Source organism: Methanobacterium sp., assembly GCF_038562635.1.
In the GTDB taxonomy this organism is placed as follows: Archaea; Methanobacteriota; Methanobacteria; order Methanobacteriales; family Methanobacteriaceae; genus Methanobacterium_D.
Genome location: NZ_JBCFBO010000001.1, coordinates 377,142 through 401,064, shown reverse-complemented (window position 1 = coordinate 401,064; position 23,923 = coordinate 377,142). Strand labels below are relative to the sequence as shown.

Here is a 23,923-nt window from a genome sequence, read left to right as displayed (position 1 = left end):
ATAGGTAAAAATCAGCTGTTTAAATAAAATATTATTTTAAGCGGTCTTTTTTAATATTTGATAATTATATTTACCTTATAGGTTCAATTAAGCAGGAATATTTTTATTTGAAGTATATACATTAGCTTGTATAATTTTCACTTCAATACATTTAAATATAATTTATCGCATAAATGTGATAAGTACGATAAATATGATTTACATGAATTTTTAAGTGGTTAAAAATGAATCATAAAAGTAACAGAAAATGTGTTCTCAGCACGGCTAAAGTAGGTGAACGGGGTCAAATCGTAATTCCCAAAGATATTAGGGATTTATTCGATATACAAAGCGGAGATACTCTAGTTGTGAGGGGACTTGAAGGCAAAGGAGTCTTAATCATTAAAGCAGAAGATCTGCTTGCAAAAGCAGATATAATGAAAGATATTGCCTTTCAAATAGTTGAAAATAAAAATGATGGAGATATAAATAATAAAAACGATGAATAGGTTATAATTTTAAAATTCTATTTTAATAATAAATCAACATTTAAATAAAACGTATTAAACTTAATTGTACGTAATACAGCATCTTAAACGTGTTTTAAATAAATATTAACTTGAGAGAAGATGCTATTTCATTTAATTAACAGGTGATCAGTTGAACAGTACAGTTTCAGGCAAAAGTATAGGAAAAAAACGTGGGCTCGATTATAAATGGGTTGTAATGATCAACGTTATAATGTCGGGATTAATGAGCTCAATTAACGGAAGTATAACTTTAATTTCACTACCTGCCATTTTCAATGGCATTCATATTGACCCGCTCAATTCATTCCAGTATCTCCTGTGGATACTAATGGGATATGGTCTTGTAACAGCAACATTAATGCTTGGTTTCGGGCGTTTGTCGGATATTTATGGCAGGGTAAAGCTGTTTAAGATCGGATTTTTAATATTTACAGTGGGCTCTATCCTTCTCTATTTAACTCCAGGAACAGGTGACATTGGGGCTATAGAGATTATTGCATTCAGAATTATCCAGGCAATAGGCGCTGCATTTTTAATGGCGAATGGTTCGGCGTTATTAACAGATGCTTTCCCTGTCAGCGAGAGAGGTAAAGCATTAGGTATCAACATGGTTGCCTTCATGTCAGGACAGTTTATTGGACTGCTGCTTGGTGGTATCCTTGCAATCTATGACTGGAGATTTGTTTTCCTGGTCAGCGTGCCATTTGGACTATTGGGTACCATCTGGTCATTCCTTAAACTTAAGGAGATATCATACAGGGATCCGAATACAAAAATCGATATTGTAGGTAATATAGTCTTTGTTGCATCAATAACCAGCATATTAATTGGAATAACCTACGGTTTAATGCCTTATGGTAATGACGCTATGGGCTGGCATAATCCATGGGTAATTGTATCAATGATTATAGGATTTGTACTGCTTGCAGTGTTCCCATTCATTGAAAATCGTTCCGAAAACCCAATGTTTAGAATGGACCTCTTCAAAATAAAGATGTTCAGCTATGCTAATATAGCCGGTTTCCTGAATGCTATGGGTAGGGGTGGAATGATGTTCATGCTCATTATCCTTTTACAGGGTATATGGCTGCCTCTTCATGGATACAGCTATGAATCAACTCCGTTCTGGGCTGGTGTGTACATGCTGCCTCTTACTTTAGGAGTTGTAGTAATGGGACCTATCTCGGGAATGCTCTCTGATAAATACGGCCCAAGGTGGATTGCAACTCTGGGGATGGTTATTTCAGCAACTGCATTTTTGGTACTTGCAGCACTTCCATACGACTTCAGTTACCTTGAATTTGGCGCAGCAATATTCATGATGGGTATAGGACAGGGAATGTTCAGTTCACCAAACACTGCATCCATAATGAATTCTGTATCACCAAAGGACAGGGGAGTTGCCTCTGGTATGATAACAACGGTGATAATGACTGCATTTACAGCAAGTATGGCTATGTTCTTCACCATAGTTATTGTTGGAATCACTCAGAAGTTCCCTGGTGCTATGACTTCTTCACTGGCAAGTATTGGCGCAGCACAGTTAGCTCCAGTTTTAAGCAGTATTCCACCAACAGGTGCTCTGTTTTCAGCATTCCTGGGCTTTAACCCTGTAAGTACAATACTCAGTGCTTTACCAACTCAATTTGTCTCTTCCATACCTCAAGGAACTTTGACAGTGCTTACAGGTACTACATGGTTCCCGCAAACACTTGCAGAGGCATTTATGCCAGCTCTTAGAATGTCATTTTATATCGGTGCAGCATTCTGTGCTATAGGGGCCGTATTATCCGGGCTCCGTGGAGCCAATTATGTGCATAAGATGCAGGTAGTTGATATGGAGTCTAATTCCGGCCGGGAGCCAGATGTAAATGATATTGGGGAAAAATAGTTTTTTAAAAATAAATATTGAGAAATTTAAGTGCTTTAATTTCTCTTAAATCTCTTTTTTTGTAAATATTGTTCAGTTATGGAATGTATAACAAAGTAGCTACAAATAATAAATTTTTTTAACTTCTTTAGTATTCTCAGAAGTCTTATTGCCGTGTGGATAATATATGTACTCTGTTTTTAAGCTTATTTGATTATTTTCAGGGACTAAATGGAATGTTCCTTCCCAGTCTGTCATTACTCCGTCTATTTTGAAGTTTCCTAAGAAATTCTGGCCGTTATTTGTGAAATTGCCGTAGCCAGTCCATGCAGCACATGCCATGGTGTAATTGCCATCGATTTTTGTGTTGAAAAGGGCATTTTTAAAATTACCTGATAAAAGCGATGCAATAGTGCCGTAAGTTATACTTATATCATTTATTTTACCAGTGCCGTTAAGCCCATCTGCGGTATAATCAAGGGGACTTTCTTGGCCTTCAGCTCCGGGAAGTACTATGTGGAAATTAAAATCACGCCCCTTTCCGTATAATTTATAATAACCATCGATAGAAGCTGCATCCGGTGAATTTGAAGGGATTGAGAGGTAAGACGTGTAATTATAGGGTATTTGATCAAATAAAAAACCTTCAAGGGCACTGCTTCCAATTCCCAAAACTAAAAATCCAGATATAACAACTGCAACGAGCACGTATAGTTTTCTTTTTGTCATTATATCACTCAGGCATCCATTTTAAATTTTCTTTTTTTGTATAGTTGACTTTGTTTTAAATTGACTTTTCAAATAAAACAAGCCCTCAAACACTAAAATCTGTAAAGTATATCCCCACTGCAAAAAATCAAAGATTTTTGCCATTCAATTACGGAATTTAGAAATTATGGAGTTTCAAAGCAAAAACATGAGTTTTTGCTTGTGCATATGTCTTTTAATTGAATGAATGCAAATAATGTTTGATTTTGAGAGTTTTTGGTAGTGTTTGAGGAGATTAACAATCTATTGGGATAAATTCATTTTTATCTGATTTTGGTTTTTTTATATTTTTAGTTATTTCATGTTCTGGTTTAGATGAGAAGACGTAACCATGATCCTCTGATTATCTGGCTGTTCCCATTTGATGGTAGAGTAATGATTGATCCTCCAGTGTTTACACAAAGTGGTCCTGATATTATCACTTTTATAATGATAATTTTCACTTGTATAATGAGTGATGTGCTACTGGTTATTATCTTTCTTGAACTACTTATTGCTGTGATTGAGGCTAAAAATTGCCCTCCTAAGGTTGGATCTGCGGTTGTGGTTATTCTACTATCTGTAATTCCATTAGGGAGTTGGGACACAGGGACATTAGGGTCTTTGTATGTATTCATTTTTATTTTAGTTCCTTTAGGGAGGGCCTGATTTCCATAGCCCAAGGCACGGCTTAAATCTACATTTGCAGTTCCTTTTGGTTTAATCCATAGATCAGAATAGACTTTTTTCTTAGTTCCATCGATTTTGGTCACGTCAAATGCCGCTACTACGTGTTTCCATGATGTTGCATTGTTTTGAAATGCGACATTAGTGGCGTTTCCAGATACAGGTGTACTTTGTTGGGATCCAGTTTGGGGGATATTTGCGTATGCAATTCCGCCCATTACTACGGCAACCATTAAGATTATGCCTAATACGATTTTTTTATCCATACAAAATACCTCCTAAATAACTGTCACCACTTTGTAGCCTACAATAGATACAAATACCATCAGTAATGGAACTATTGCAACGTTGGCTCCTTCGATAAATGTTCGTATTCGCTCATTTTTGCGTGCTTCTGTGCTTAGAATTTCTTTAAATGCTAGAAATGCTATTAGTGCTATCACTGCTATTATGCTGTAAGTCATGACCTGTGTCAAGGTCACTGCTGTCGTGGTAGTTGTTACGGTTGATATCATATAACACCTCCGTTATTACAATACATTTATTTATTATTACATCCTTATAAAGTTTGGTATTAATTTGGTACTGTCATAATATTTTATTTATATTTTAGAATTGTTCAATAGGTATGAACAAGTTTAAAAATTCTATTAACCTATCTATTTAATAAAATGGTATTAATAGGATACATGAATCTAAATTAATTAAAGTTAACATGCTTCAAAATAATAAAACTATAAAAACTGTTATAAGCATTAATAAAATTATTAAGTATTACAATGTATTTATTATAGAACTAGTACCATTTTTAAGTTATTTTATATTTTCGATGATTTGATATTATTAATTCTCTAATTTTTAATTTTTTTACATGTTGAGTTATGGTTTAAAAAGGAGTAGAAAATGTTTCAACATGGCAAATATATGACCTTATTAATGGTTACTTTTTTGAGGATTTTATATGAATTACTAATATGTCCCGAGAGTTTATACAATAAAAAAATCCATTATTGATTTTTACCCTTTTTAGAAGCAGTGTATGGAACGATAAATTAATATTCTCATTTCGAGGTCCTTTAATTAAACAATTATATTATAATTTATTTGATTATATTTGTCTTTTAATATCCTTTTAGACTTCTATAGAAAACAAATTTGTTTAGAATGATTATAATAATTGTTGTGAAATATTAAGATATTTTATTACCCTTTTGAAATATACTGTAAACTATGGAAGTTTATTAATAAAGTGGAGTATGCATATTTCAAAACTATTTTTTTGAGATGTCCTTAATTTTTGATATTAATTTCATTAATTATTTTAATTGCCTTAAATAATTTAATGCAGCGCTTTTTGGTATCTGTTTTTTAATTTATTTACAAATCTTGTTTTTAGGAACATTATTCTTTCTTTAATGGATATTTTTTGGGTTTTTACTGCTATCTTTAATTTATAACAGGTAAATTATCAATTTTTATCATATGGTGGTTAAAGTTCACCTATTCTTTTTATTATTAATATAATAATAGTTAGTATTAAATAGTACTTATAATAAGAATATTATTATCAATAAAATGTACAGTTCAAATTTTATAGTATATTTTAGACTATCTGGAGAATGAATCCCATGAATATGTTAAATGAAAATGAAGCTATGCCAGTACTGAAAGTAAAGGGTTATGGAATAACTAATCTTTCTTCTGGATTAGCTGAATTAAATTCAGAAAAGATAGCAATAGATTATAAATTTTATATTTATTTTTATATTACGAAAATGCTTCAAGAACTTCATAATAACTATTTTTGCAATTTATACCAGTTTTCTGTTGTAATTGTCCAATTTTTAAATGTTAAATGCGGTAAATTGTTTGAAGAATACAGAAACATGATTCTAAATTTCTTTTGTGTGGCTGCAGATGATGATACGCTCCAAATAGAGGTTTTAAAGACAATAAAATTTATATTGAACAATATGGGGCTATATCCTGCGTTAAACGCACTAAATATGCTTAATGGATATTATGATGTTAATTGTGTACCTTGTATGAAATTAGATTCAAAAATAAGATTATTTTCATTCATTGAAAAAATAAGGGAATTTGCCCAAGTAATTTGCTGGAGTTTAACGGTTAAAATGAGTATGCGGCTATCTTCTAAATAATTAGAGGTAGTATTGAAAGAATTGCAGAATTTAACAATGAAACAGAGTTAAAATAGGTGATCAAAGAATATTCCCTTGGATATATTGATTATTTGAAAGTGTGGAGGATTAAAAAAAGCGTTCAAGGAATTATAGAAATTCGATGAATGGAGTAATACGAAATTTCAAAAATAAGGGGAGAACGTAATGGAAGATGTAACATTTTTAATTCCTGCATATAATGAAGAAAAATCAATTGGGACTCTTTTGAATAATATCAAAATATTATATTCAAATTCGAAGATCTTAGTAGTTGATAATAATTCGGAGGATAAAACTCCCGAAATTGCAAAGAAAGCTGGTGTAACAGTAATTAACGAAAAAAAGCAGGGAAAAGGTAATGCAATAAGAAAAGGTTTTGAGAAAGTTAATTCGGATTATGTTGTAATGATGGATGCAGATAATACATATGATCCTAAAGACGCTTCAAATCTCATAAAACGATTAATAGAAGATAAAGCGGATTTAGTTCTCGGATCTAGGTTGAATGGTGAAAGAAAAGATGGTTCTATTAGTAAACTTAATTTAGTTGGTAATCATATCCTTAGTTTCGTTGCAAGTTTATTTTATATTAACATATCCGATGTCTGTACAGGATACTGGGCTTTTAAAAGAGAAGTTATAGAATATCTGTTACAGACGGGTATCGATTCTAATGGATTTGAATTAGAGGCAGAAATGCTTGCAAAGGTTTCTAAAGGAGATTTCAGAGTTTTTGAAGTCCCCATTAATTATAACTGTAGGATAGATGAACCAAAATTGAACTCAGTAAAGGATGGATGGAGAATATTCAGGACATTATTATATTACAGGAGTTAACTGTGGTATAATGCAGTTTTAAAATAGGTGCCAATATGAAAATTGCAATTGTGGGCTCAAGAGGTATACCTGCCAAATATGGTGGATTTGAAACATTTGCACAGGGATTAACTGAAAATCTGGTAGAAAGAGGATATGAAGTTTCGGTAAGCTGCGAATATGAATCCCCTCATTCGCGCAAAAATAGTTATAATGGCGCAGCACTGGAATACTTTCCAATAAAACCACCTGAAAATTATTTTTTAAGAAAGTTTTATGAGAATCTTTCGGATATATATTTTCTGATAAAATTAAGCCGAAAACATGAACTGATTTATTTCCTTGGTATAGAAGTAGGTATGTTTCTTTTCATTCCATTGATCCTCAATCGGAAGTCAAAGCTTATTGTAAACGTAGATGGAGTCATGTGGAAGAGGAGTAAGTTCAATCTATTTGAGAGATGGCTTCTGAAATTAAATCATATAATGGCAACCATATTTGCACATAAAATAATTGTCGATTCTCAAGAGATGAAAAATTATGTAAATAATAAATATCTGGACAAAACAGTCTATATTTCATATGGTATCGACGCATGTGATCCTATTGTAGGGAATGACGACTTTAAAGAGCAGATTAAAAAATATACTTCCTTTAGAATAACTCCTGGAAATTATTTTTTGGTGGTAGCCCGTATGGAGCCGGAAAATAATATTCAAACCATAGTTGAGGCGTTTTCCCAGTTAAATGTTGACATCCCTCTTTTGATCGTGGGGGATTTCACCAGTTCCCAATATCAGAAAAAAATTGAGTCTATAACTGTCGATATGCCCTCTGATGTAATATTTATGGGATCAATCTATGATCAAAAATTTTTAAACATGCTCAGGCAGAATTGCAGGGCTTATATTCATGGTCATTCGGTTGGGGGAACTAATCCTTCCCTTTTAGAGGCAGCGGTTTCTCGTAATATAATTATAGCCCATGATAATCCATTTAACCGCGAAGTTTGTGGAAAATCTGCATTTTATTTTAAAAACAGCTCTGAACTTACAAGAAAACTTGAACTCGTATATAACTATCCTGAAACCTGTCTATATCTTAAGGATGAAGTTTATCATCGTGTGTTGGAGGGTTATTCATGGGATAAGATCACTGAAAATTACATTTCTCTCTTCAAGCAAATTTCTCAGGAAGATAATGAATTAATCACAACTTTGGAGATGGATTATGAGCGAAAAAGAGTATGATCATATGGATTTATATTTTCCTGTAAATATTTCATGTTATATGCATGATCCCGGTATTATACTTTTACATGGTCCTTTAAACTTACTAAAATTTGGAGTTCATGTTTGAATGGATATTATGCATTGGATTAGGAGTAATGTAAATGAAAAAAGAAAAAATTTCCGCTGATCCGCTGGTATCGATTGTTATACCTTCCCTAAATTCAGAAAAAACCATTGAAAAATGTTTAAATAGTATTAAAAATCAGACCTACGGCAACATCGAAGTTATACTAGTTGATGCGGGATCTGATGACAGGACAGTTGAAATAGCTAATAAATGGGATGTTAATGTGAGTGAAGGTAATATCAAAAACAGGTCAAAACAAACCAATATTGGTGTAGAAATGTCTAAAGGAGAATATATTTATAGATTAGATTCTGATGTAGTTTTATCCAGTAATGTGGTTCAGGAATGCGTAAGAAAATGTGAAAACGGTGATTATGACGCATTATCAACATATTGGGGTCCTGATCCAAGCATAAGCTTCTGGGCTAAAATTAGAAAATTCGAAAAAGATTGTTATAAATATGATTCCAGCAGGAATGTTTCCCGGTTTTATAAGAAAAAAGTGTTCGAGGAGATAGGAGGATGCAACGAAAATATGATTTTTGGTGAAGATTATGACATACAAAACCGAATAAAAACTCAAAATTATAAAATCGGTTTTGTAGAATCTGAAGGTTTGCATTTAGGCGAACCCCGGACTCTGAAGGAAGTCATATCAAAACAGTACTACTATGGCCAGACCATGAAAGAATTTTTGAAAGAGAACAAATCGATGGGATTGGTTCAGGTTTCTCCCCTTAGAACATCTTTTTTTATTAACTGGAAAAAATTTGTGAAAAATCCATTTTTAACATTATCATTCCTTTTTTATGAGATAATTTATTATTCTAGCACTATGGCAGGTTATTTAAGAATATAACTGTAAAAATTTGTCTTAAATTTTATTATAATCCTCTATGGGATACAACTAAAAATTGGTAATATCATGATGCAAAAACCACCAAAAATGGAAGATCAGGTAATTATTAAAAAAAATATTGGCTGTGATTTAGAGGCAATGCCTGAGGGGGTACATGACTTTAAAGATATTCATGAACTTAAAAGGAGTACCCCGAAAGAAAATAAAATTTTAATGGCAATATCTTATCCAGATACCCGTTTAAAAAAGGAATTAGAGAGTCTTAAGAAAAGCGGATATAAAGTCAGTCTTATTATTTGGGAGAGAAGCTGGCCTTTTCTTTTAGATGATGATGTAGAAGTAAAAAGTTTGAAATTAGATGTCCCAGTGGGTCATGTCAAAACATTGTTCTATTTTCCTGTTTGGTGGGGTTTTCTTTTATTTTGGCTATTAATTATGAAATGGGATGTTTTGCATGCGGTTAATTTTGATACATATTTCTTTTCCATTATAGTTGCTAAAATAAAGCGAAAACCAGTTGTATATGATATTTTTGATTTTTATGGGGATGTAATGGAAGGATTTTTAAGACCACTCATTTCAAACATGGATAACTTTACAATGAAGTTTGCTGACGTCATTATAATTGCTGATGATTCCAGAATTTATCAAATTGGTCAAAACATTAAAAATAAGATTATAACAATAAATAATGCTCCTGAAGAGAGCTTATTTAGAAAAAATAGAAAAAATAAGGAGGATAATGAATTTAAAATATTTTTAGGCGGCAAAATAACAGGGCAAAGATGCACAGATCTAATTATTTCGGCTATAAAAGACATGGAAAATGTCCAATTAATTATCAAAGGGTACTGCGGCGAAAAAAATTATATAAATAAATTATCATCGTTGACTAATGGTATGAAAAATGTAAGTATGGACTTAAATGGCGTTTTATATGATGAAATAATTCAAAACACGCTTGATGCTGATCTGACTTTGGCATTATATGATCCAGATATTCCTAACAATGTGTACGCTAGTCCAAATAAACTTTTTGAGGCAATGGCATCAGGAATACCCATAATTGTGAATGAAAATACATCAATGGCGAATATTGTGCAAAAAGAGAATTGTGGAGTAGTAATACCTTATGGAGATAAAAAGTCTTTAATAGAGGCAATATCTTGTTTAAAAGATAATGAAGGGTTGCGGAAAAGATTAGGAGACAATGGCAGGAAAGCTTATGAAAACAAGTATAATTGGAAAATTATGGAGAATCGATTGAACAGTATCTATCATCAAGTTCTTAAAGGTTAGAAGTTATTTAAAAAAACATTTTCACATGAAACTGAATAATGGAGGGATTATTTGTCACAAAGAGAATTCAATGGTGAGTATTATTAATAAAAATATATTTAAATTTTTTTCCTAAGGATGCAGATATCCTCAATATATGGCAGCTTATAAAAAGTTATAGGAATTTAATATCACTTCTAAATATGAAATAAAATTGTTTAATGGTATGATAGTATGGATGGCGTATTTCAAATAAATAACTGGAAAATTAAAAATTTCATTATGGTCATTTTATTAATTCAGATTGGATTTCTTGGTTTAACATTTTTAGATTATGCGGGTATAAATATATCTATACTTAAAGAGTTTATAGCTGTTATTTATATTTTATTTATACCTGGAATGCTGATTTTGCGAATTATGGGATTATCTGAAATTAGAAGTAACATTGAAAATATTTTATTTGTCACAGGCTTAAGTGTAATGGCGGCAATGTTTATAGGACTATTTATGAATATGATATACCCCATACTTGGTATATTGCAGCCGCTTTCAAAAGAATGTTTGATCTGTACTTTTTTAGTTTTTACAACCATATTATGTATCTTATGTATTTTAAAAGATAAAAATCATTATAAAACGGATAATACAAAGAAAAAGCCCTCGTTAAACGTATTTAACATGTTATTTTTTATACCGTTTACAAACATTAAGATGTACTTTAGAAATTTCAGCTATAATGATAATTTAGACTATATAAACAAAAAATATTTATTAAATCCATCTGCACTATTTTTAATTCTTTTACCGTTTATAAGCGTTTTTGGAACGTATTTAATGAATTTTTATAATAATAATATTATTTTAATTTCATTAATAATTATAATCTGCTCCATATTGTTATTGGTAAGCTTTAATAAAGGATTTTCGCCAGATTTATATCCTTTAGCAATTTTCAGCATTTCAATTTCTCTTTTATTACATCAATCATTAATTTCAATGTATATCTGGGGATGGGATATTAATGTAGAATATTACACAGCGAATATTGTAATTCATAATTTGATATGGAATAATGCAGTCTCGAGTAATATAAATTCAATATTAAGTGTTTCTATTCTGGCTCCAGTATTATCAAATATCAGCGGTATTTCACTTGTCTGGACATATAAGGTCATTTATCCTTTTATATTTTCGTTAGTTCCTTTGGGTTTATATCACATATTCCAGAAACAAACCAGCAATAAAATCTCCTTTTTAGCTACTTTCCTTTTTATGGCAACGTACACTTTCTATACAGAAATTATTTCCATAACAAAACAAGAAATTGCTGAATTATTCCTTGTATTGATCCTGTTAATATTAATAAATAAAGATCTACGCAATACTAAAGGTTCGTTTTTATTAATTTTATTCAGTTTTTCTTTGATAGTTTCTCATTATGGAGTATCCTATATTTTGTGTTTGTTGTTTATAGCCTATTTAGTGATGTTTTACGCTGTAAATTACATAAAAAGATTTAGAAATCCGAATAAAACTATTTCGTCGGGTTATAATACAAAATTAACTGCAACATTTGTAATATTTTTCCTCAGTTCTGTTCTGTCGTGGTATATGTACAGTTCTGGATCCTCTGGTTTCGTATCTCTGGTGCAAATAGGAAGTCAAATTACTTCTAATCTTTTAAGTATTATAGAACCCAATACGTCTCAAGGATTAAGTGTAGTTATAACTCAACAAGCATTTTTTTTAGCTGAAATAAATAAGTTACTATACTTAATTATTCAATTTTCAATTGTTGTGGGCGTACTGGCAACTTTATTTAAAGATAGAATGAATTTTACTAAAGAGTACCTGTTATTAAGTGTTGTTGTTTTAGGAATGCTTATTGCAGGTGTTGTTGTTCCTTATTTTTCCAGCCAACTTAATACATCTAGATTGTTCCATCTTGGTATTATCTTTTTAGCCCCATTTGCTATAATTGGATTCTTGAAATTATTAGAATTATTTAATTTTTTAAAGGTCAAAATAAGAAATGAAAATAAATTAAAAATAATATCCATTTTTTTGGTCATATTTTTATTTTTTGATTCAGGGTTAGCTTACTACATTGGTGGAGAAGAACATACCTCTTCAGTATCGATACAGCAATCATATGATTCCCCTGTATTTAATAATATGGAATTAAGCGGTGCTGAATGGATTAATACTTATAGAAATAGTGGTCATATGGTATATGCAGATGTAATTAGAATTTATTTACTTTACGGTATACTAAGTAACGTCGGACAAATTCCATTTTATATGGATTTAATTAATAAAAACTCATATGTATTTTTCGGGTCATACAACCTTAAAGAAAAACGTATACGTGTTAACCAGATGGAAGGAGCTAATATAGTTACTAACCAAGGATATTCACCTCTAAATTTCATTACTTCAAGTTACAATAAGATTTATGATAATGGAGGATCTAATGTTTATTTTGGATGAATAGTCCTTCTTTAACTCCTTTAAAAAAACAGAATAATAAATTTATATTTTTATAATATAAGATATACGCCCCTATTTTAAACCAGAATCTAAATCCAAAAAAGTAAAGTATGAATATGCCAAATTGGGACGTGTTAGTATACTGTTTCATAAACAGGAATGTATTTCTGGTAAAATAGTAATCCATAACTTTGTTTGCAGAGCTGGATTCCTTATGCCAGATTTTCGCCTGTGGGACACAGCATACCTTAAAACCATTTTTACGTGCCCGAATGCACCAATCAGCTTCTTCCCAGTATAAAAAATATGTTCCATTTAAAAGTCCAATTTTATCAATTGCCCTGCTTTTTATGAGGAGTGCACATCCGGAAACATAATCAACGTCTAAAATTTCATTAAATTGTCCTGAATCCATTTGGTTTCTGCCTAAAATATACTGTTTTCCAGTTTTAAAGGATAAGTTTGCACCAGCAGATTGGATCATATTTTTATTATTGTACCAGTATATTGCAGGTCCAAGAATTCCAATTTTACGGTTATTATTTCCTGTATTTACCATTTTTCTTAAAAATTCTTTGTCCACTACTGTATCATTATTTAAAAGTAAGATATAATCTGAATTTAACTTTTCAAGTGCAAATTTTATTCCGATATTATTGCCTTCCGTAAAACCGTAGTTTCTATCATTTTTTATTAAAGTTAGTTTTGTACAAGATAAATTCTGAAAATTCTCATCTAATTTGTCTACGAATTTAAGTTTGTTATTAGCGTACTCTGTAATGGTTATAGGTTTATTTTCTGGATTATACTGGAGAAAAGGGGATTCTACTTTTATGTTACCTGCGCAGTATTCTCTGATCTTTGTTATAGAATTATCGCCGGAGTTGTTATCGATGAGAATTACTTCATAATTAGGGTAATCTATCTGATAAAGAGATTCTAAACATTCTATAGTATCTTCCCAACCATTCCAGTTGAGGATGATAATGGACACTTTTGAGCTCATATTCATTGCTCCAAAATAAAAATTGCCTGATCCCCTGAATTTATTTTATTTAACTCGTCTGCGTTATCTTTGAATTCTTTGATTTGTTTTCCTGTAAAAATACTTCCTTTAGGGTTATTTGCATAGGAATTTTCAGATTCTAAATGAATATTCTTTTTATACTGTTCACTGCCCCAAAATAAAAATTCGTTAGAGTTAAATTTTACACTTTTTACATTCAAACCGGCATTTTTTATTAGTGTACTAAAACTTTTAAAGCTGTGAATAAGAATATGGCGAGGAGCATCTATCTGGACCCAATCAGTGCCGTATAAATCCCAGATGTAATCGGTTTTTATGGGCATACTAACGATGCAGTAACCTCCATCATTTAAAATATTTGAAATTTTTTGTATTATCTCGGCGTGTTTGTCCATATGTTCTAGTGAATGGCTGAATATAATTAAATCAAATTTTTCAGACATCTCTTGAATCTCTTTTCCAACGATTTTAAGGTGGGGAGATGTAATTTCTTTTTTCAAATAAGGATCGATACCAACTAAATTTTTAAATCCTGCATTTTTTAAGGAGTATAAAAGGTTACCTGAGCCACATCCAACATCTAGTATTTTTGAATCATATTTTAGGTTACATTTGCCAATGTTAAATAATAAGTCGTGAGGATATTTCTTATAAAGTAGTTTACCTAAAAAATTTCTTTTAAATAATGCATATTCATCTCTTTTGGTGGTTAGTGTGTGTTTCAAAAATTTGTTATACTTTCTTTGGAATGAATAATATTTTCCAGAATAGTATTTTTCTATATTTGGTGGAACATGAGTTATTTGGAGGCAACCACAGTGTGAACATTCTAAATAATCGAAAGATTCTCCTGAGTTGAACATCATCTCTTTAATTTTGTAAATTTTATTATTTTGAGAATTATTACATACTTTACAATTCATTTTATCAACTCTATACTCCGGGAGTATCATTATGACTTTTAGAATTATGTATTTTTTAAATTTTGATTATTTTAGGTTTATAATGGATTTAAAAGTTTTATTTATTTGTTTAAATTGTTTTAATCATATATTAACATCTTATAATGTTTTTAATGCTTTTATGGAAGTTTTAATATCAAAAATTATAATTTTAATGATTTTTATAATAATTCCTCCTATAAGATGAATGTAAACGTATTTTTTAATTATTATTAATAGTTATTATTATATTATTAGTATATTAAAATATATAAATTTTTTTAATATAAAAAAAAGAATATTTTTTTCAATTAGGTGTAAATTTAAATAATTTAATTCAATTTAAAAACTTAAAAATCGTTAAATTTTAATTCACGTTGTATAAAAATAAATATAATTATAATTTAACTTTATAAAACTTAAAAAAAGAAATCTATGATTAATTAAAGATATACTTATTTATTTATCCTTTTTAGTTAGTTTATTATATTAATTCCTTATTTTTGGATTGTATCTCTATTTTGGAAGATAATTCAAGGTTATAAAGTCTAATTTTGCGTTTTTAATTTAACTTTTTGTATTTTTTAGGTGATTCAACTGATATTTTTAATTTTTAGTCATATAACTAGAATAAATTAGCTTAAATATATTATTATATTAAATTACCATAATAATTTATGTCATGATTGATAAAATACTAATATGAAAGTTTTAATAATCTATTATAAGCACAGTGCCGTTGTAGGTACAATTCGGATGGGGGGACTTATTAAATATTTACCTTATTTTGGATGGGAGCCTATTGTATTGACAAATAAGCCATCTCCAGAATTAAATAAATTTAGGGTAGTAACTGTGCCTTATGATGACAATTACTATATAAAAAAATTACCTGACATGCTTAAGGATGTAAATGAGAACAGTAATTTAGTTATAAAGATTATCCGATATCTATGGGATGCATTTTTTTTATATCCTGATATACAAAAGTACTGGTATTATCCAGCGGTGCAGGCTGCAGATGATCTGCTGAAAAATCAAGATGTGGATGTAATAGTTAGTTCTTTTCCTCCAGTAACTCCTCATTCAATTGCTAAAAGTTTAAAAGAAAAGCATGGAATCCCATGGGTAGCAGATATGCGTGATTTATGGACACAATATAGTTATTATAAGTATAGCCATTTTTTTCTACGTAAATTATTAGAAAAAAGGTTAGAAGTAAAAACATTAACCAAAGCCAATTGTTTAATAATAGTTTCTAAACCTCTAGCTAAAATTTTGAAAAAATTACATAAAACTCATGAAGATATCTTTATAATTCCCAATGGTTTTGATCCAGAAAATGTCAATCCCGGAATTCCTTTAACAGAAAAATTCAGTATAACTTATGCTGGAGGTTTATGGAATGGCAAGAGAGATCCTGGAATTTTATTTGATGCAATTAAACAATTAGATCTGGAAAATAAAATAAATATGGCTGATTTTGAAATTAATTTTTTTGGGCCTGATGATGATCTGCTTAGGGAAACGGTAGAAAAGTACGATATAGCAGATATAGTTAATATACATGGGTTAATTCCGCGAGATGAAGTAATTAAAAGGGAATGGAGATCCCAGATGTTGTTATTATTGATGTGGGATAATCCTCAGGAAGAAGGAGTTTTTACAGGCAAAATTTTTGAATATCTCGCTGCAAAAAGGCCAATAATTTCTATAGGTTACAAAGGAGGAGTAATCGATGAATTACTTGCAAAAACTGGTGCAGGTATTAGTTTAAATGGTATAGAAGAGATAAAAGAAGAAATATTTAGGGCATATTCTGAATTTAAATCCAATGGAAAAGTTAGTTATAATGGAATTTCTGAAGAAATGAATAAATACAGCCATAAAGAGATGGCTAAAAAATTTTCGGATGTTTTTAACATTATTATTAAAAAAAACTAAGGTTGCACGCTTAAAAATGAGTTAGTGATATTAAATGGATAAAACTATGAAATATTCAACTGTTATTTTAGTATTTTTAGGGTTATTGGTTGGATTTTTTGCAACGGATATAATAAATATATTGTATAAATCTAACTACCTTTATGCCGTTATTTTTGCAGATATTGCTTATAGGGACGGTAATAAGGGGGAGTATTGCTCAACCAATAATTGGGGCATTAATTAGTATAGGAAGAGCAAATTTAACCTTAAAATAACGGCTTTAATGATGTCAATAAATGTTATTTTAGATATTATATTAATTCCTCACTTTAATGTAATGGGAGCATCGATATCATCTACAATATCCTTGGCAGGCGATGCTTTTCTTAATCTATTTTTCACCGTTAAACATTAGGATAAGGAAAATGTTTGTTATTTATCATCACAATATGGAGAAAAATTAAAAATAAGAATTAATATTTTGAAATAATTTTTTTAAATCTAACTTGGACAACTTCTCTTATTTTCAATAAAAATTCATTATAAAGCTTAATGTCCTGTTTTTTTATAATTAATGTTTCTGAAATTGTGTTCTTTGATATTTTGAGGAATTTTGCTAAAACTATTAATGTAGCGGCAGTGTAAGATATACTGGAAGCTAAAGCAGACCCTGTAATTCCCATTTGTGGGATAAAAATTATATTTAGGGGTATATTAACAATTAGTGATATAACAGATGCATAGGTAATTATTAATGGTTTTCCACGACCTGTTATTTCATTGCTCAAAACTTTACAGATACTTAAAGCAATTATTCCTGGAATAAGTGCCCATAAAGGTGTAAGGGCAGGTAAATATTGCAAACCAAACAAAATTAATATTATATATTTCCCTGTAAAAAATAGAATTATGGCAAGTATTATAGTTACAAACAATGTGTTACGGCAAACTCGAGGAGTTGATTTATTTCTTTCTTCTTCACTTAAACCAGGAGTTCTTGCAAATACCATGGTACCTACAGCACTGGGTAAGTACCATAATGATTCTGCAAGTCCGACTGATATAGAATAGTAACCGACACTTGTAAAGTTTAATAGTACCTCAATTAAGAACATGTCTATTCTGTAATTAAAAAACTGGATTACATTACCTAAATAGCTTTGTAAACCAAATTTCACGCTTTTACTGAAAAGGTTTAAATTAAAATGTAATTTAAATTTTGTAGATCTATAAACCATTATTACAGGTATAATGGATGCAGCTACGTAGGATACAGTCCATGAAACAATTACTGCCCATAAATCTCCATGTACAACTAAAATAAGTATAACAATCAGTGATAGGTAGATGATGCTTTGGGTGATATTTGTAAAGTTGTACTCTTCTATCCTGTTTTGACCCAATAAAATATTTTGGAAATATAACATTAAAAGGATGAAAGGTATTGTTATTGAAGCTATTAATAAAAGATTTGGATCGAGATTTTCAAATAGTGATGGATTGAAATAATAAAATAGTAAAAGGGCTGCTAGAATAATTGTTCCAAGTAAAAATGCGGATATTAATGAATTTGAAGCTATTTCACTCCATGTATATTTTTTTTTTACACCATAATATGTATTGGATATGGCAATTCCCAGGTTTCCAAATGTACTTAAAAGTGTGAATATTAGTATGATTATTGAATATATCCCTACTTTTTCTGGTCCAAGCGTTCTAGCTAAAATGACCGAAATAATTATTCCCAGGATCACTGCTGTTAACTGGACAGAAAATGTTAAAAGGACGTTTTTTATAAATTTCATTTAATTTGCCTAATAATTATTTATAAATATAGAATGGTTTTATCAATTATTATTTAATTTATAAATACTTTAAATTCCATATTTTAATGTGTAGATACTTATCTTACCTTATAAGTTGATATTATTAAATTTTTATTGGTTAACCATGTTTTTAACATATTTTCTAAAGTTTACTACTTCCTGATCGCTGTTTAGTTTTGAAGAGTCAACTATGATAATCTCTGTATTTTTACTTTGTGTTTCAGGTTTGTGTTTATCCAAAAATTCATCAAGGGTGCAAATATGCCTCGCGGGCGCTCCAGCTACAACTGAATTGGGGGGAACTGTCTTTGTGATGATGGAGTTAGCTCCAATTATAGCATTTGGGCCAATTTTAACACCAGGCATTATAACTGTGTCCATTCCAATAAATACGTTATCATAAATTGTAACTTTACCCACTTTGTACTGATTTGTGAATAGACTCAAAGAAGCATCGTGAGCTAATATTTTAGTTCCACCAGTTATTATGCAGTTATTTCCTATTTCAACTAGAAATGGGAATAGACTGTCTATTGAAACCCCATACATATCTACGTTTTTTCCAATTTTTATGCCCATTTTTCTGAAATTGTTTATGTAACTTTCTAATCTTTCGGCTCGATCGGGCGTCTTGCCCATATAACGAAGAAATAATGTTTTTAGATTCATGATACTATTTACAAATATAAGTTATATATCTTCAACAGTAACATCCGGCCTATATCCTATCTTTTTACAGGGAACTCCAATGTTAATGCTCCATGGTTCAATATCTTTAGTTACAAGGCTGCAACTGCCGATTACTGCTCCTTCTCCAATCTTCACATTGGGATGAATAACTGCATTGGTCCCAACGAATGCATCCTTTTTTATTTCAACTTTACCTCTAATAACATTTCTTTGTTCAAGTGGCAATGCTGTAGACATTCTTTTTCCTCCATGATATGTATCAGTTCCAGTCAATATTCTAGAACCACATGCTAAAACAGTATAATCACCTAGTTCTAGTTCTCCACCGCCAATAATGCTTACAAAAGATGCAATGTGGGCATATTTGCCAATTTTAATCCTTTTACCTCCATTTATGAAACTAAAATCATCAATCATTGAATTATTTCCTATTTCTATGACTTCGGGCGTTATAATCTTTGAAAGAGGGTATATTTTAACGTTGTTTCCACACTTCTTTAGTTTGTTTTTTAAATTTTCACATGTGTTTTCGTTTGTCAATCTTTTCACTCTCACAATTTTTTACAAACAAAAAAGGTACAATGCCCAATCTTTTCTGGATCTATAAATGCATCTGCAAATTTTCTCCAGAATTTATTGGAAAGGCCTGGAAGATGATTATCAGTCCTTTTCTGGACAACTACTTGATAGCCAAGCGTTTTTAATTGATTACGTAACCATGTTTCATCGCTAGGTATATCAACAACTCCAGAAGGTGTTGTTATATTTGTTTCGTCTTTAAATATAGATTTGATTCCATTTGTTATGTAGTTCAAATAGGGAATCCAAAACCAGATAGATTTTTTATAGGATTCAATCCATCCTGTTCGTGGTGTATTTAAAATAAATATTCCTCCAGGTTTTAACACCCGGTATGTTTCCTCAAGGTACTTTACTTTATTATGCACATGTTCGAGTACATCGCCGCTTACTATATTATCAAAAATAGCATCTTTGAATGGAAGTTCTTCACCTTTTCCTACAGATTTTAAAGGACTGGTATCATAATTCAGTATCTCATAGCTGTACTCCATATTATAATATGTATGTTCCTTTCCAAGAAATTCTTTTAAATAACCATAGCCGCCGCCATCGTCTAAAACTGATCCTTTTTTTAAATACTTTACAATTTCTCTATTTATTTTTCCCTTTCTCCAGGAGGCATAATCTAGATTATATCCAAAAGGATGTTTATGGAAGTCAATTTGATCATACAGCTTATCGTATGCAGATTCTTCATTTATAAACAATGGTATATCATTGATAATTAGGAACCCTTTTCCACAGTCGTTGCACTGAAGTTTATTTGATTCATTAATTAATAAATTTCCTTTACATGTTGGACAACATATTTTTTGGAGTAATTTGTTAGATATTCCCATAATTTTTCCCTCATACTGTCTTTTTTAAAGTAATTAATTACAATTTTCTCTATTTCGCTTTTTGAAATTAAATCCACCTCATTTGAAGTGTATCCAAATGAATTTATCCTTTTTATATTTTTGTATTTTAACGCATTCTCTCTATTTTTTAAAACTACATAAGTGTTGTTTAGTTCAAAAAGAAACTCGGATTCTGTACTGTTAATCAAACCTTCGTGAAGTTTCTCACCATCAACTAGACCAATTGTATTTACTTTAATATCCTCTTCAAGTATATCCAGTCTGGGAGCGATTCTGTTTAGAATCACATCTAACAAGTCTCCTAGTTTAAATGCCTTCATTTTTAGAATAAATAGGTCTCCGCCCTGAGCATATTTGGTGGCCTCCATTACAAGATTGACTGCATCAGGAATTTCCATAATAAAACGGGTTGCGTGGGGGTTGGTTATGTTTAAGGGGTTTCCGTTTAAAAGATTCTCAATGAAAATAGGAATAACTGAACCATGTGAATTAGCAACATTACCAAATCTAACACAAGAAAAATTCGCATTAAGTACGATTCTTTCTGCAATAAATTTAGTTGCACCCATCACGTTAACAGGATAAGCTGATTTATCTGTACTGATGTTAATCATCTTGGGGATCCCGTACTTTGTTGCCAGATCTACCATGTTTTGTGTTCCTAAAATATTAGTTCGAACACTTTCTATTGGAAAATCTTCGCATACAACAACGTGTTTCATTGCAGCTGCATGGTAAATTAAATCGATATCGAAATCATTAAATACTCTTTGAATGCTACGATAGTCTCTTACATCTCCAACGACAGTTTCAAGTCGATCATCTGTTAAATTTTTCTTTAATGAAAAGTGTTTTATTTCATCCCTGCTGAAAACTATGACTTTGGATGCATCATAACTTAGAACTTGTTTGACTATTTCTGTGCCTATTGATCCTGTTCCACCCGTAACTAAAACAGTCTTTTCCCTTAATTTGTCCTTCATTATTTTACCTTCAAAAATTTTTCAATATTTTCGGCAATATAATCCATTTCTCTTTTTGTCAATGTGGGATACATTGGTAAAGACAGTACCTGATTGGATATTTTCTCAGTAACAGGCAAATCTCCAATTTTATATCCCAATTTTTTTTGATAGAAATGAGTTAAATGAACAGGAGAAAAATATACTTTAGTCATTATACCTTTATTTGACATATATTCGATTAAATCATCCCTTTGTTCTTCAATCCTTATTGTAAACAGCTGATGAACATTATAATAATTTAAGGGACTTTTTGGTATAATTATATCGTTTTTTGACAATTTTTTTGATAAATAAGATGAATTGCTCCTTCTCATTTTAATTATGGAGTCTATCTTCTTTAGCTGTGATAGACCCAGTGCTGCACACATGGTAGGCATTCTAAAATTGTATCCCAAAGTTAGGTAATCCATATAATTTGTTGAAGAGAAGTAATCCTGAGCATCTAACCTTCCGTGTGATCTTATTAATTTTAATTTTTCATAGATTTCTTTTGAATCTGTTACAACTGCCCCGCCTTCACCTGTAGAGATTACTTTATTCTGGCAAAAACTGAGTATGGCTGAATCTCCAAAGCTCCCTATTTTTTTATCTTTTATTTTTGCCCCAAGTGATTCTGCAGCATCTTCTATGAGTAAAACATTATAATCATCAGCAATCTCTTTTAATTCACGTATTAAACAGGGGTTACCCCCATAATGAATAGGAATAATTGCTTTAGTTTTTGGAGTAATTTTTTCTTTAACATCTTCAGGATCTAATCCGCATGTTTTATCTTCAATTTCTGCAAAAACAGGTTTTGCTTTAACAAAAAGAGGAGCATTAGCCGTTGAGATAAAAGTAAAAGATGGAACTATTACTTCATCGTTATCTTTAATATCATGAGCTAAAAGGAGAGTATGGAGAGCTGAAGTTCCAGAATTAAATGTCACAGCGTATTTTCTTCCAATATACTGGGAAATTTCATTTTCAAATAGCTGTATTTCTGTTCCAGTTGCCCAATGGGAACCATTCTTGATGATGTTTGTTACACTTTGGATATCGTCATCATCATGATATATTTTGAACAATGGGATTTTCCATTTCATCTTTAATTTCTCCTTCTTTTAACATTTCTTCATATAATTTTTCCATCTTTCGAGCATTTTTATCCCAATTTTCATGTTTTTCAATGATTTTTTTGTTTATTTTATAAAAATTCTCCTTTATTTCAGGATTATTAATACAATAAATTATTTTTTCAGCTAAATCCTGCGGATTATCGGGATTAACAAATAGTGCATTACTATTATCTGATAAATATTGGTAATAAACATCAATATTGCTTACAATAGGGACCAATCCACATGCCATTCCTTCCATAATGCTACTTGCAAATTGATCTGTTTTTGTTATTGAAACGAACATGTTGGAAATGTTAAGATAGGTAGCCATTTCTTTAGGTGTTATATTCTTTGAGATAAAACGAACGTTATTGATGATATTTAATTTTTGAGCCTTCAATCTCATTTTTTTTTCAAAATTAGTGGTGCCATAACCTTTTATAAACACAAAAACAGTATTGGAATTTGATTTTAGAACATAAGGGATAGCTTCAATAATTTTATCAATATTATATTGGGGAGCCATGCTCCTGTTACTGATAACAACTGTTTCAGCATCTCCTATTCCTAAATATTCTTTTAATTCTTTTTCTTTAGAACTGTACCTTTGATAAAAAATGTTGGTATTTATTCCCCATGGAATTCTAATGATTTTTTCTTTTGCTAGTTTAAAGTTATCAAGTAGGTGATCTCTCATAAATTCAGCAGTAGTAGTGATCTTATCTGCACCTTTAAGACTATAACGAACTATGTAGTTTGCTATTAGAGACTCATCTGGCACTTTTAAAACATCGCTACCCCAAACAGATATAATTAAAGGATGAAAAGAAGTTAAAACTCCATAAAACCCGTAATATACAACATAATGCGCATGGAGAATGTCTGGCTTAATACTCCTTATTAGATAATTAACATATACAATATTGATTATCAATGTTATATAGAACGCCACAGTGTTTCTATTTGAATTGATATTTTTAAGTTGATGGAATATTACGTTTTCAATGTTAATTTTATCAGTGGAACTATCTGATATTATGTGTACTTCATGACCTGTATCTGTGAAATATTTAACCCATCGTTGAATATGGATACTTTCTGAATTTGCAAGAAAACATATTTTCATAGTATTACCTCTTTCAAAA

General features: G+C 30.5%; 22 protein-coding genes. 10 read left to right on the top strand and 12 right to left on the bottom strand.

The window, feature by feature from the left end; genetic code table 11:
• The first annotated feature begins 224 nt into the window (after positions 1 to 224).
• Entirely contained in the window at positions 225 to 488 is a 264-nt protein-coding gene (locus AAGU07_RS01905) for an AbrB/MazE/SpoVT family DNA-binding domain-containing protein (protein WP_342457530.1), read from the top strand.
• 151 nt (positions 489 to 639) lie between these two features.
• On the top strand, positions 640 to 2,400 hold the full coding sequence (locus AAGU07_RS01900; protein ID WP_342457529.1) for an MFS transporter: 1,761 nt from the start codon (positions 640 to 642) through the stop codon (positions 2,398 to 2,400).
• 99 nt (positions 2,401 to 2,499) lie between these two features.
• Here the strand turns inward: AAGU07_RS01900 and AAGU07_RS01895 are convergent, their stop codons facing one another.
• The 3 genes from AAGU07_RS01895 to AAGU07_RS01885 all read right to left on the bottom strand — a co-directional run bounded on the left by AAGU07_RS01895 (position 2,500) and on the right by AAGU07_RS01885 (position 4,328).
• Positions 2,500 to 3,108, bottom strand: coding sequence for a hypothetical protein (locus tag AAGU07_RS01895; protein WP_342457528.1), 609 nt, complete (start codon positions 3,106 to 3,108; stop codon positions 2,500 to 2,502).
• A 350-nt stretch (positions 3,109 to 3,458) separates the two neighbouring features.
• Positions 3,459 to 4,079: a hypothetical protein gene (locus AAGU07_RS01890; RefSeq protein ID WP_342457527.1), complete on the bottom strand. Its 621-nt coding sequence runs from the start codon at positions 4,077 to 4,079 to the stop codon at positions 3,459 to 3,461.
• A gap of 12 nt (positions 4,080 to 4,091) precedes the next feature.
• Positions 4,092 to 4,328, bottom strand: coding sequence for a hypothetical protein (locus AAGU07_RS01885; RefSeq protein WP_342457526.1), 237 nt, complete (start codon positions 4,326 to 4,328; stop codon positions 4,092 to 4,094).
• A gap of 1,113 nt (positions 4,329 to 5,441) precedes the next feature.
• Between AAGU07_RS01885 and AAGU07_RS01880 the strand changes: the two genes are divergently transcribed.
• The 6 genes from AAGU07_RS01880 to AAGU07_RS01855 all read left to right on the top strand — a co-directional run bounded on the left by AAGU07_RS01880 (position 5,442) and on the right by AAGU07_RS01855 (position 12,801).
• On the top strand, positions 5,442 to 5,975 hold the full coding sequence (locus AAGU07_RS01880; RefSeq protein WP_342457525.1) for a hypothetical protein: 534 nt from the start codon (positions 5,442 to 5,444) through the stop codon (positions 5,973 to 5,975).
• 186 nt (positions 5,976 to 6,161) lie between these two features.
• Entirely contained in the window at positions 6,162 to 6,833 is a 672-nt protein-coding gene (locus AAGU07_RS01875) for a glycosyltransferase family 2 protein (RefSeq protein ID WP_342457524.1), read from the top strand.
• A 35-nt stretch (positions 6,834 to 6,868) separates the two neighbouring features.
• Positions 6,869 to 8,062: a DUF1972 domain-containing protein gene (locus tag AAGU07_RS01870; protein WP_342457523.1), complete on the top strand. Its 1,194-nt coding sequence runs from the start codon at positions 6,869 to 6,871 to the stop codon at positions 8,060 to 8,062.
• A gap of 143 nt (positions 8,063 to 8,205) precedes the next feature.
• A complete protein-coding gene (locus tag AAGU07_RS01865) occupies positions 8,206 to 9,030 on the top strand; it encodes a glycosyltransferase (RefSeq protein ID WP_342457522.1) in 825 nt (274 codons plus the stop codon).
• Between the two features lie 66 nt (positions 9,031 to 9,096).
• Positions 9,097 to 10,329: a glycosyltransferase family 4 protein gene (locus tag AAGU07_RS01860; protein ID WP_342457521.1), complete on the top strand. Its 1,233-nt coding sequence runs from the start codon at positions 9,097 to 9,099 to the stop codon at positions 10,327 to 10,329.
• Positions 10,330 to 10,542: 213 nt separating this feature from the next.
• Positions 10,543 to 12,801, top strand: a complete 2,259-nt coding sequence (locus AAGU07_RS01855) for a DUF2206 domain-containing protein (protein WP_342457520.1) — start codon at positions 10,543 to 10,545, stop codon at positions 12,799 to 12,801.
• On the opposite strand, the gene AAGU07_RS01850 is transcribed toward AAGU07_RS01855, so the two are convergent.
• Together AAGU07_RS01850 and AAGU07_RS01845 are read right to left on the bottom strand one after the other, a co-directional pair.
• A complete protein-coding gene (locus AAGU07_RS01850) occupies positions 12,782 to 13,807 on the bottom strand; it encodes a glycosyltransferase family 2 protein (RefSeq protein ID WP_342457519.1) in 1,026 nt (341 codons plus the stop codon). The two genes, AAGU07_RS01855 and AAGU07_RS01850, sit on opposite strands and share 20 nt — an antisense overlap.
• A 2-nt stretch (positions 13,808 to 13,809) precedes the next feature.
• Positions 13,810 to 14,751: a class I SAM-dependent methyltransferase gene (locus AAGU07_RS01845; RefSeq protein ID WP_342457518.1), complete on the bottom strand. Its 942-nt coding sequence runs from the start codon at positions 14,749 to 14,751 to the stop codon at positions 13,810 to 13,812.
• Positions 14,752 to 15,471: 720 nt separating this feature from the next.
• Here AAGU07_RS01845 and AAGU07_RS01840 point away from each other — a divergent pair.
• Both AAGU07_RS01840 and AAGU07_RS01835 read left to right on the top strand, forming a co-directional pair.
• Complete coding sequence (locus tag AAGU07_RS01840) at positions 15,472 to 16,713, top strand: glycosyltransferase (protein WP_342457517.1); 1,242 nt, start codon at positions 15,472 to 15,474, stop codon at positions 16,711 to 16,713.
• 34 nt (positions 16,714 to 16,747) lie between these two features.
• On the top strand, positions 16,748 to 16,939 hold the full coding sequence (locus tag AAGU07_RS01835; protein WP_342457516.1) for a hypothetical protein: 192 nt from the start codon (positions 16,748 to 16,750) through the stop codon (positions 16,937 to 16,939).
• Between the two features lie 229 nt (positions 16,940 to 17,168).
• Here AAGU07_RS01835 and AAGU07_RS01830 read toward each other — a convergent pair whose 3' ends face one another.
• From AAGU07_RS01830 to AAGU07_RS01800, 7 genes are all read right to left on the bottom strand, one after another.
• A complete protein-coding gene (locus AAGU07_RS01830) occupies positions 17,169 to 18,500 on the bottom strand; it encodes a flippase (RefSeq protein WP_342457515.1) in 1,332 nt (443 codons plus the stop codon).
• A 132-nt stretch (positions 18,501 to 18,632) separates the two neighbouring features.
• Complete coding sequence (locus AAGU07_RS01825) at positions 18,633 to 19,190, bottom strand: acyltransferase (protein ID WP_342457514.1); 558 nt, start codon at positions 19,188 to 19,190, stop codon at positions 18,633 to 18,635.
• 21 nt (positions 19,191 to 19,211) lie between these two features.
• The gene (locus tag AAGU07_RS01820; protein ID WP_342457513.1) at positions 19,212 to 19,751 is read right to left on the bottom strand and encodes an acyltransferase; all 540 of its coding nucleotides are present in this window, start codon (positions 19,749 to 19,751) and stop codon (positions 19,212 to 19,214) included.
• An 11-nt stretch (positions 19,752 to 19,762) separates the two neighbouring features.
• Complete coding sequence (locus AAGU07_RS01815) at positions 19,763 to 20,632, bottom strand: methyltransferase domain-containing protein (protein WP_342457512.1); 870 nt, start codon at positions 20,630 to 20,632, stop codon at positions 19,763 to 19,765.
• Positions 20,569 to 21,636 carry an SDR family NAD(P)-dependent oxidoreductase gene (locus AAGU07_RS01810; protein ID WP_342457511.1) on the bottom strand — a complete coding sequence of 356 codons (1,068 nt, stop codon included), beginning with the start codon at positions 21,634 to 21,636 and terminating at the stop codon, positions 20,569 to 20,571. The genes AAGU07_RS01815 and AAGU07_RS01810 overlap by 64 nt, the downstream gene beginning before the upstream one ends.
• Positions 21,636 to 22,763: a DegT/DnrJ/EryC1/StrS family aminotransferase gene (locus AAGU07_RS01805; RefSeq protein WP_342457510.1), complete on the bottom strand. Its 1,128-nt coding sequence runs from the start codon at positions 22,761 to 22,763 to the stop codon at positions 21,636 to 21,638. The genes AAGU07_RS01810 and AAGU07_RS01805 overlap by 1 nt, the downstream gene beginning before the upstream one ends.
• Complete coding sequence (locus AAGU07_RS01800; RefSeq protein ID WP_342457509.1) at positions 22,726 to 23,904, bottom strand: glycosyltransferase family 4 protein; 1,179 nt, start codon at positions 23,902 to 23,904, stop codon at positions 22,726 to 22,728. The genes AAGU07_RS01805 and AAGU07_RS01800 overlap by 38 nt, the downstream gene beginning before the upstream one ends.
• Positions 23,905 to 23,923 lie beyond the last annotated feature (19 nt).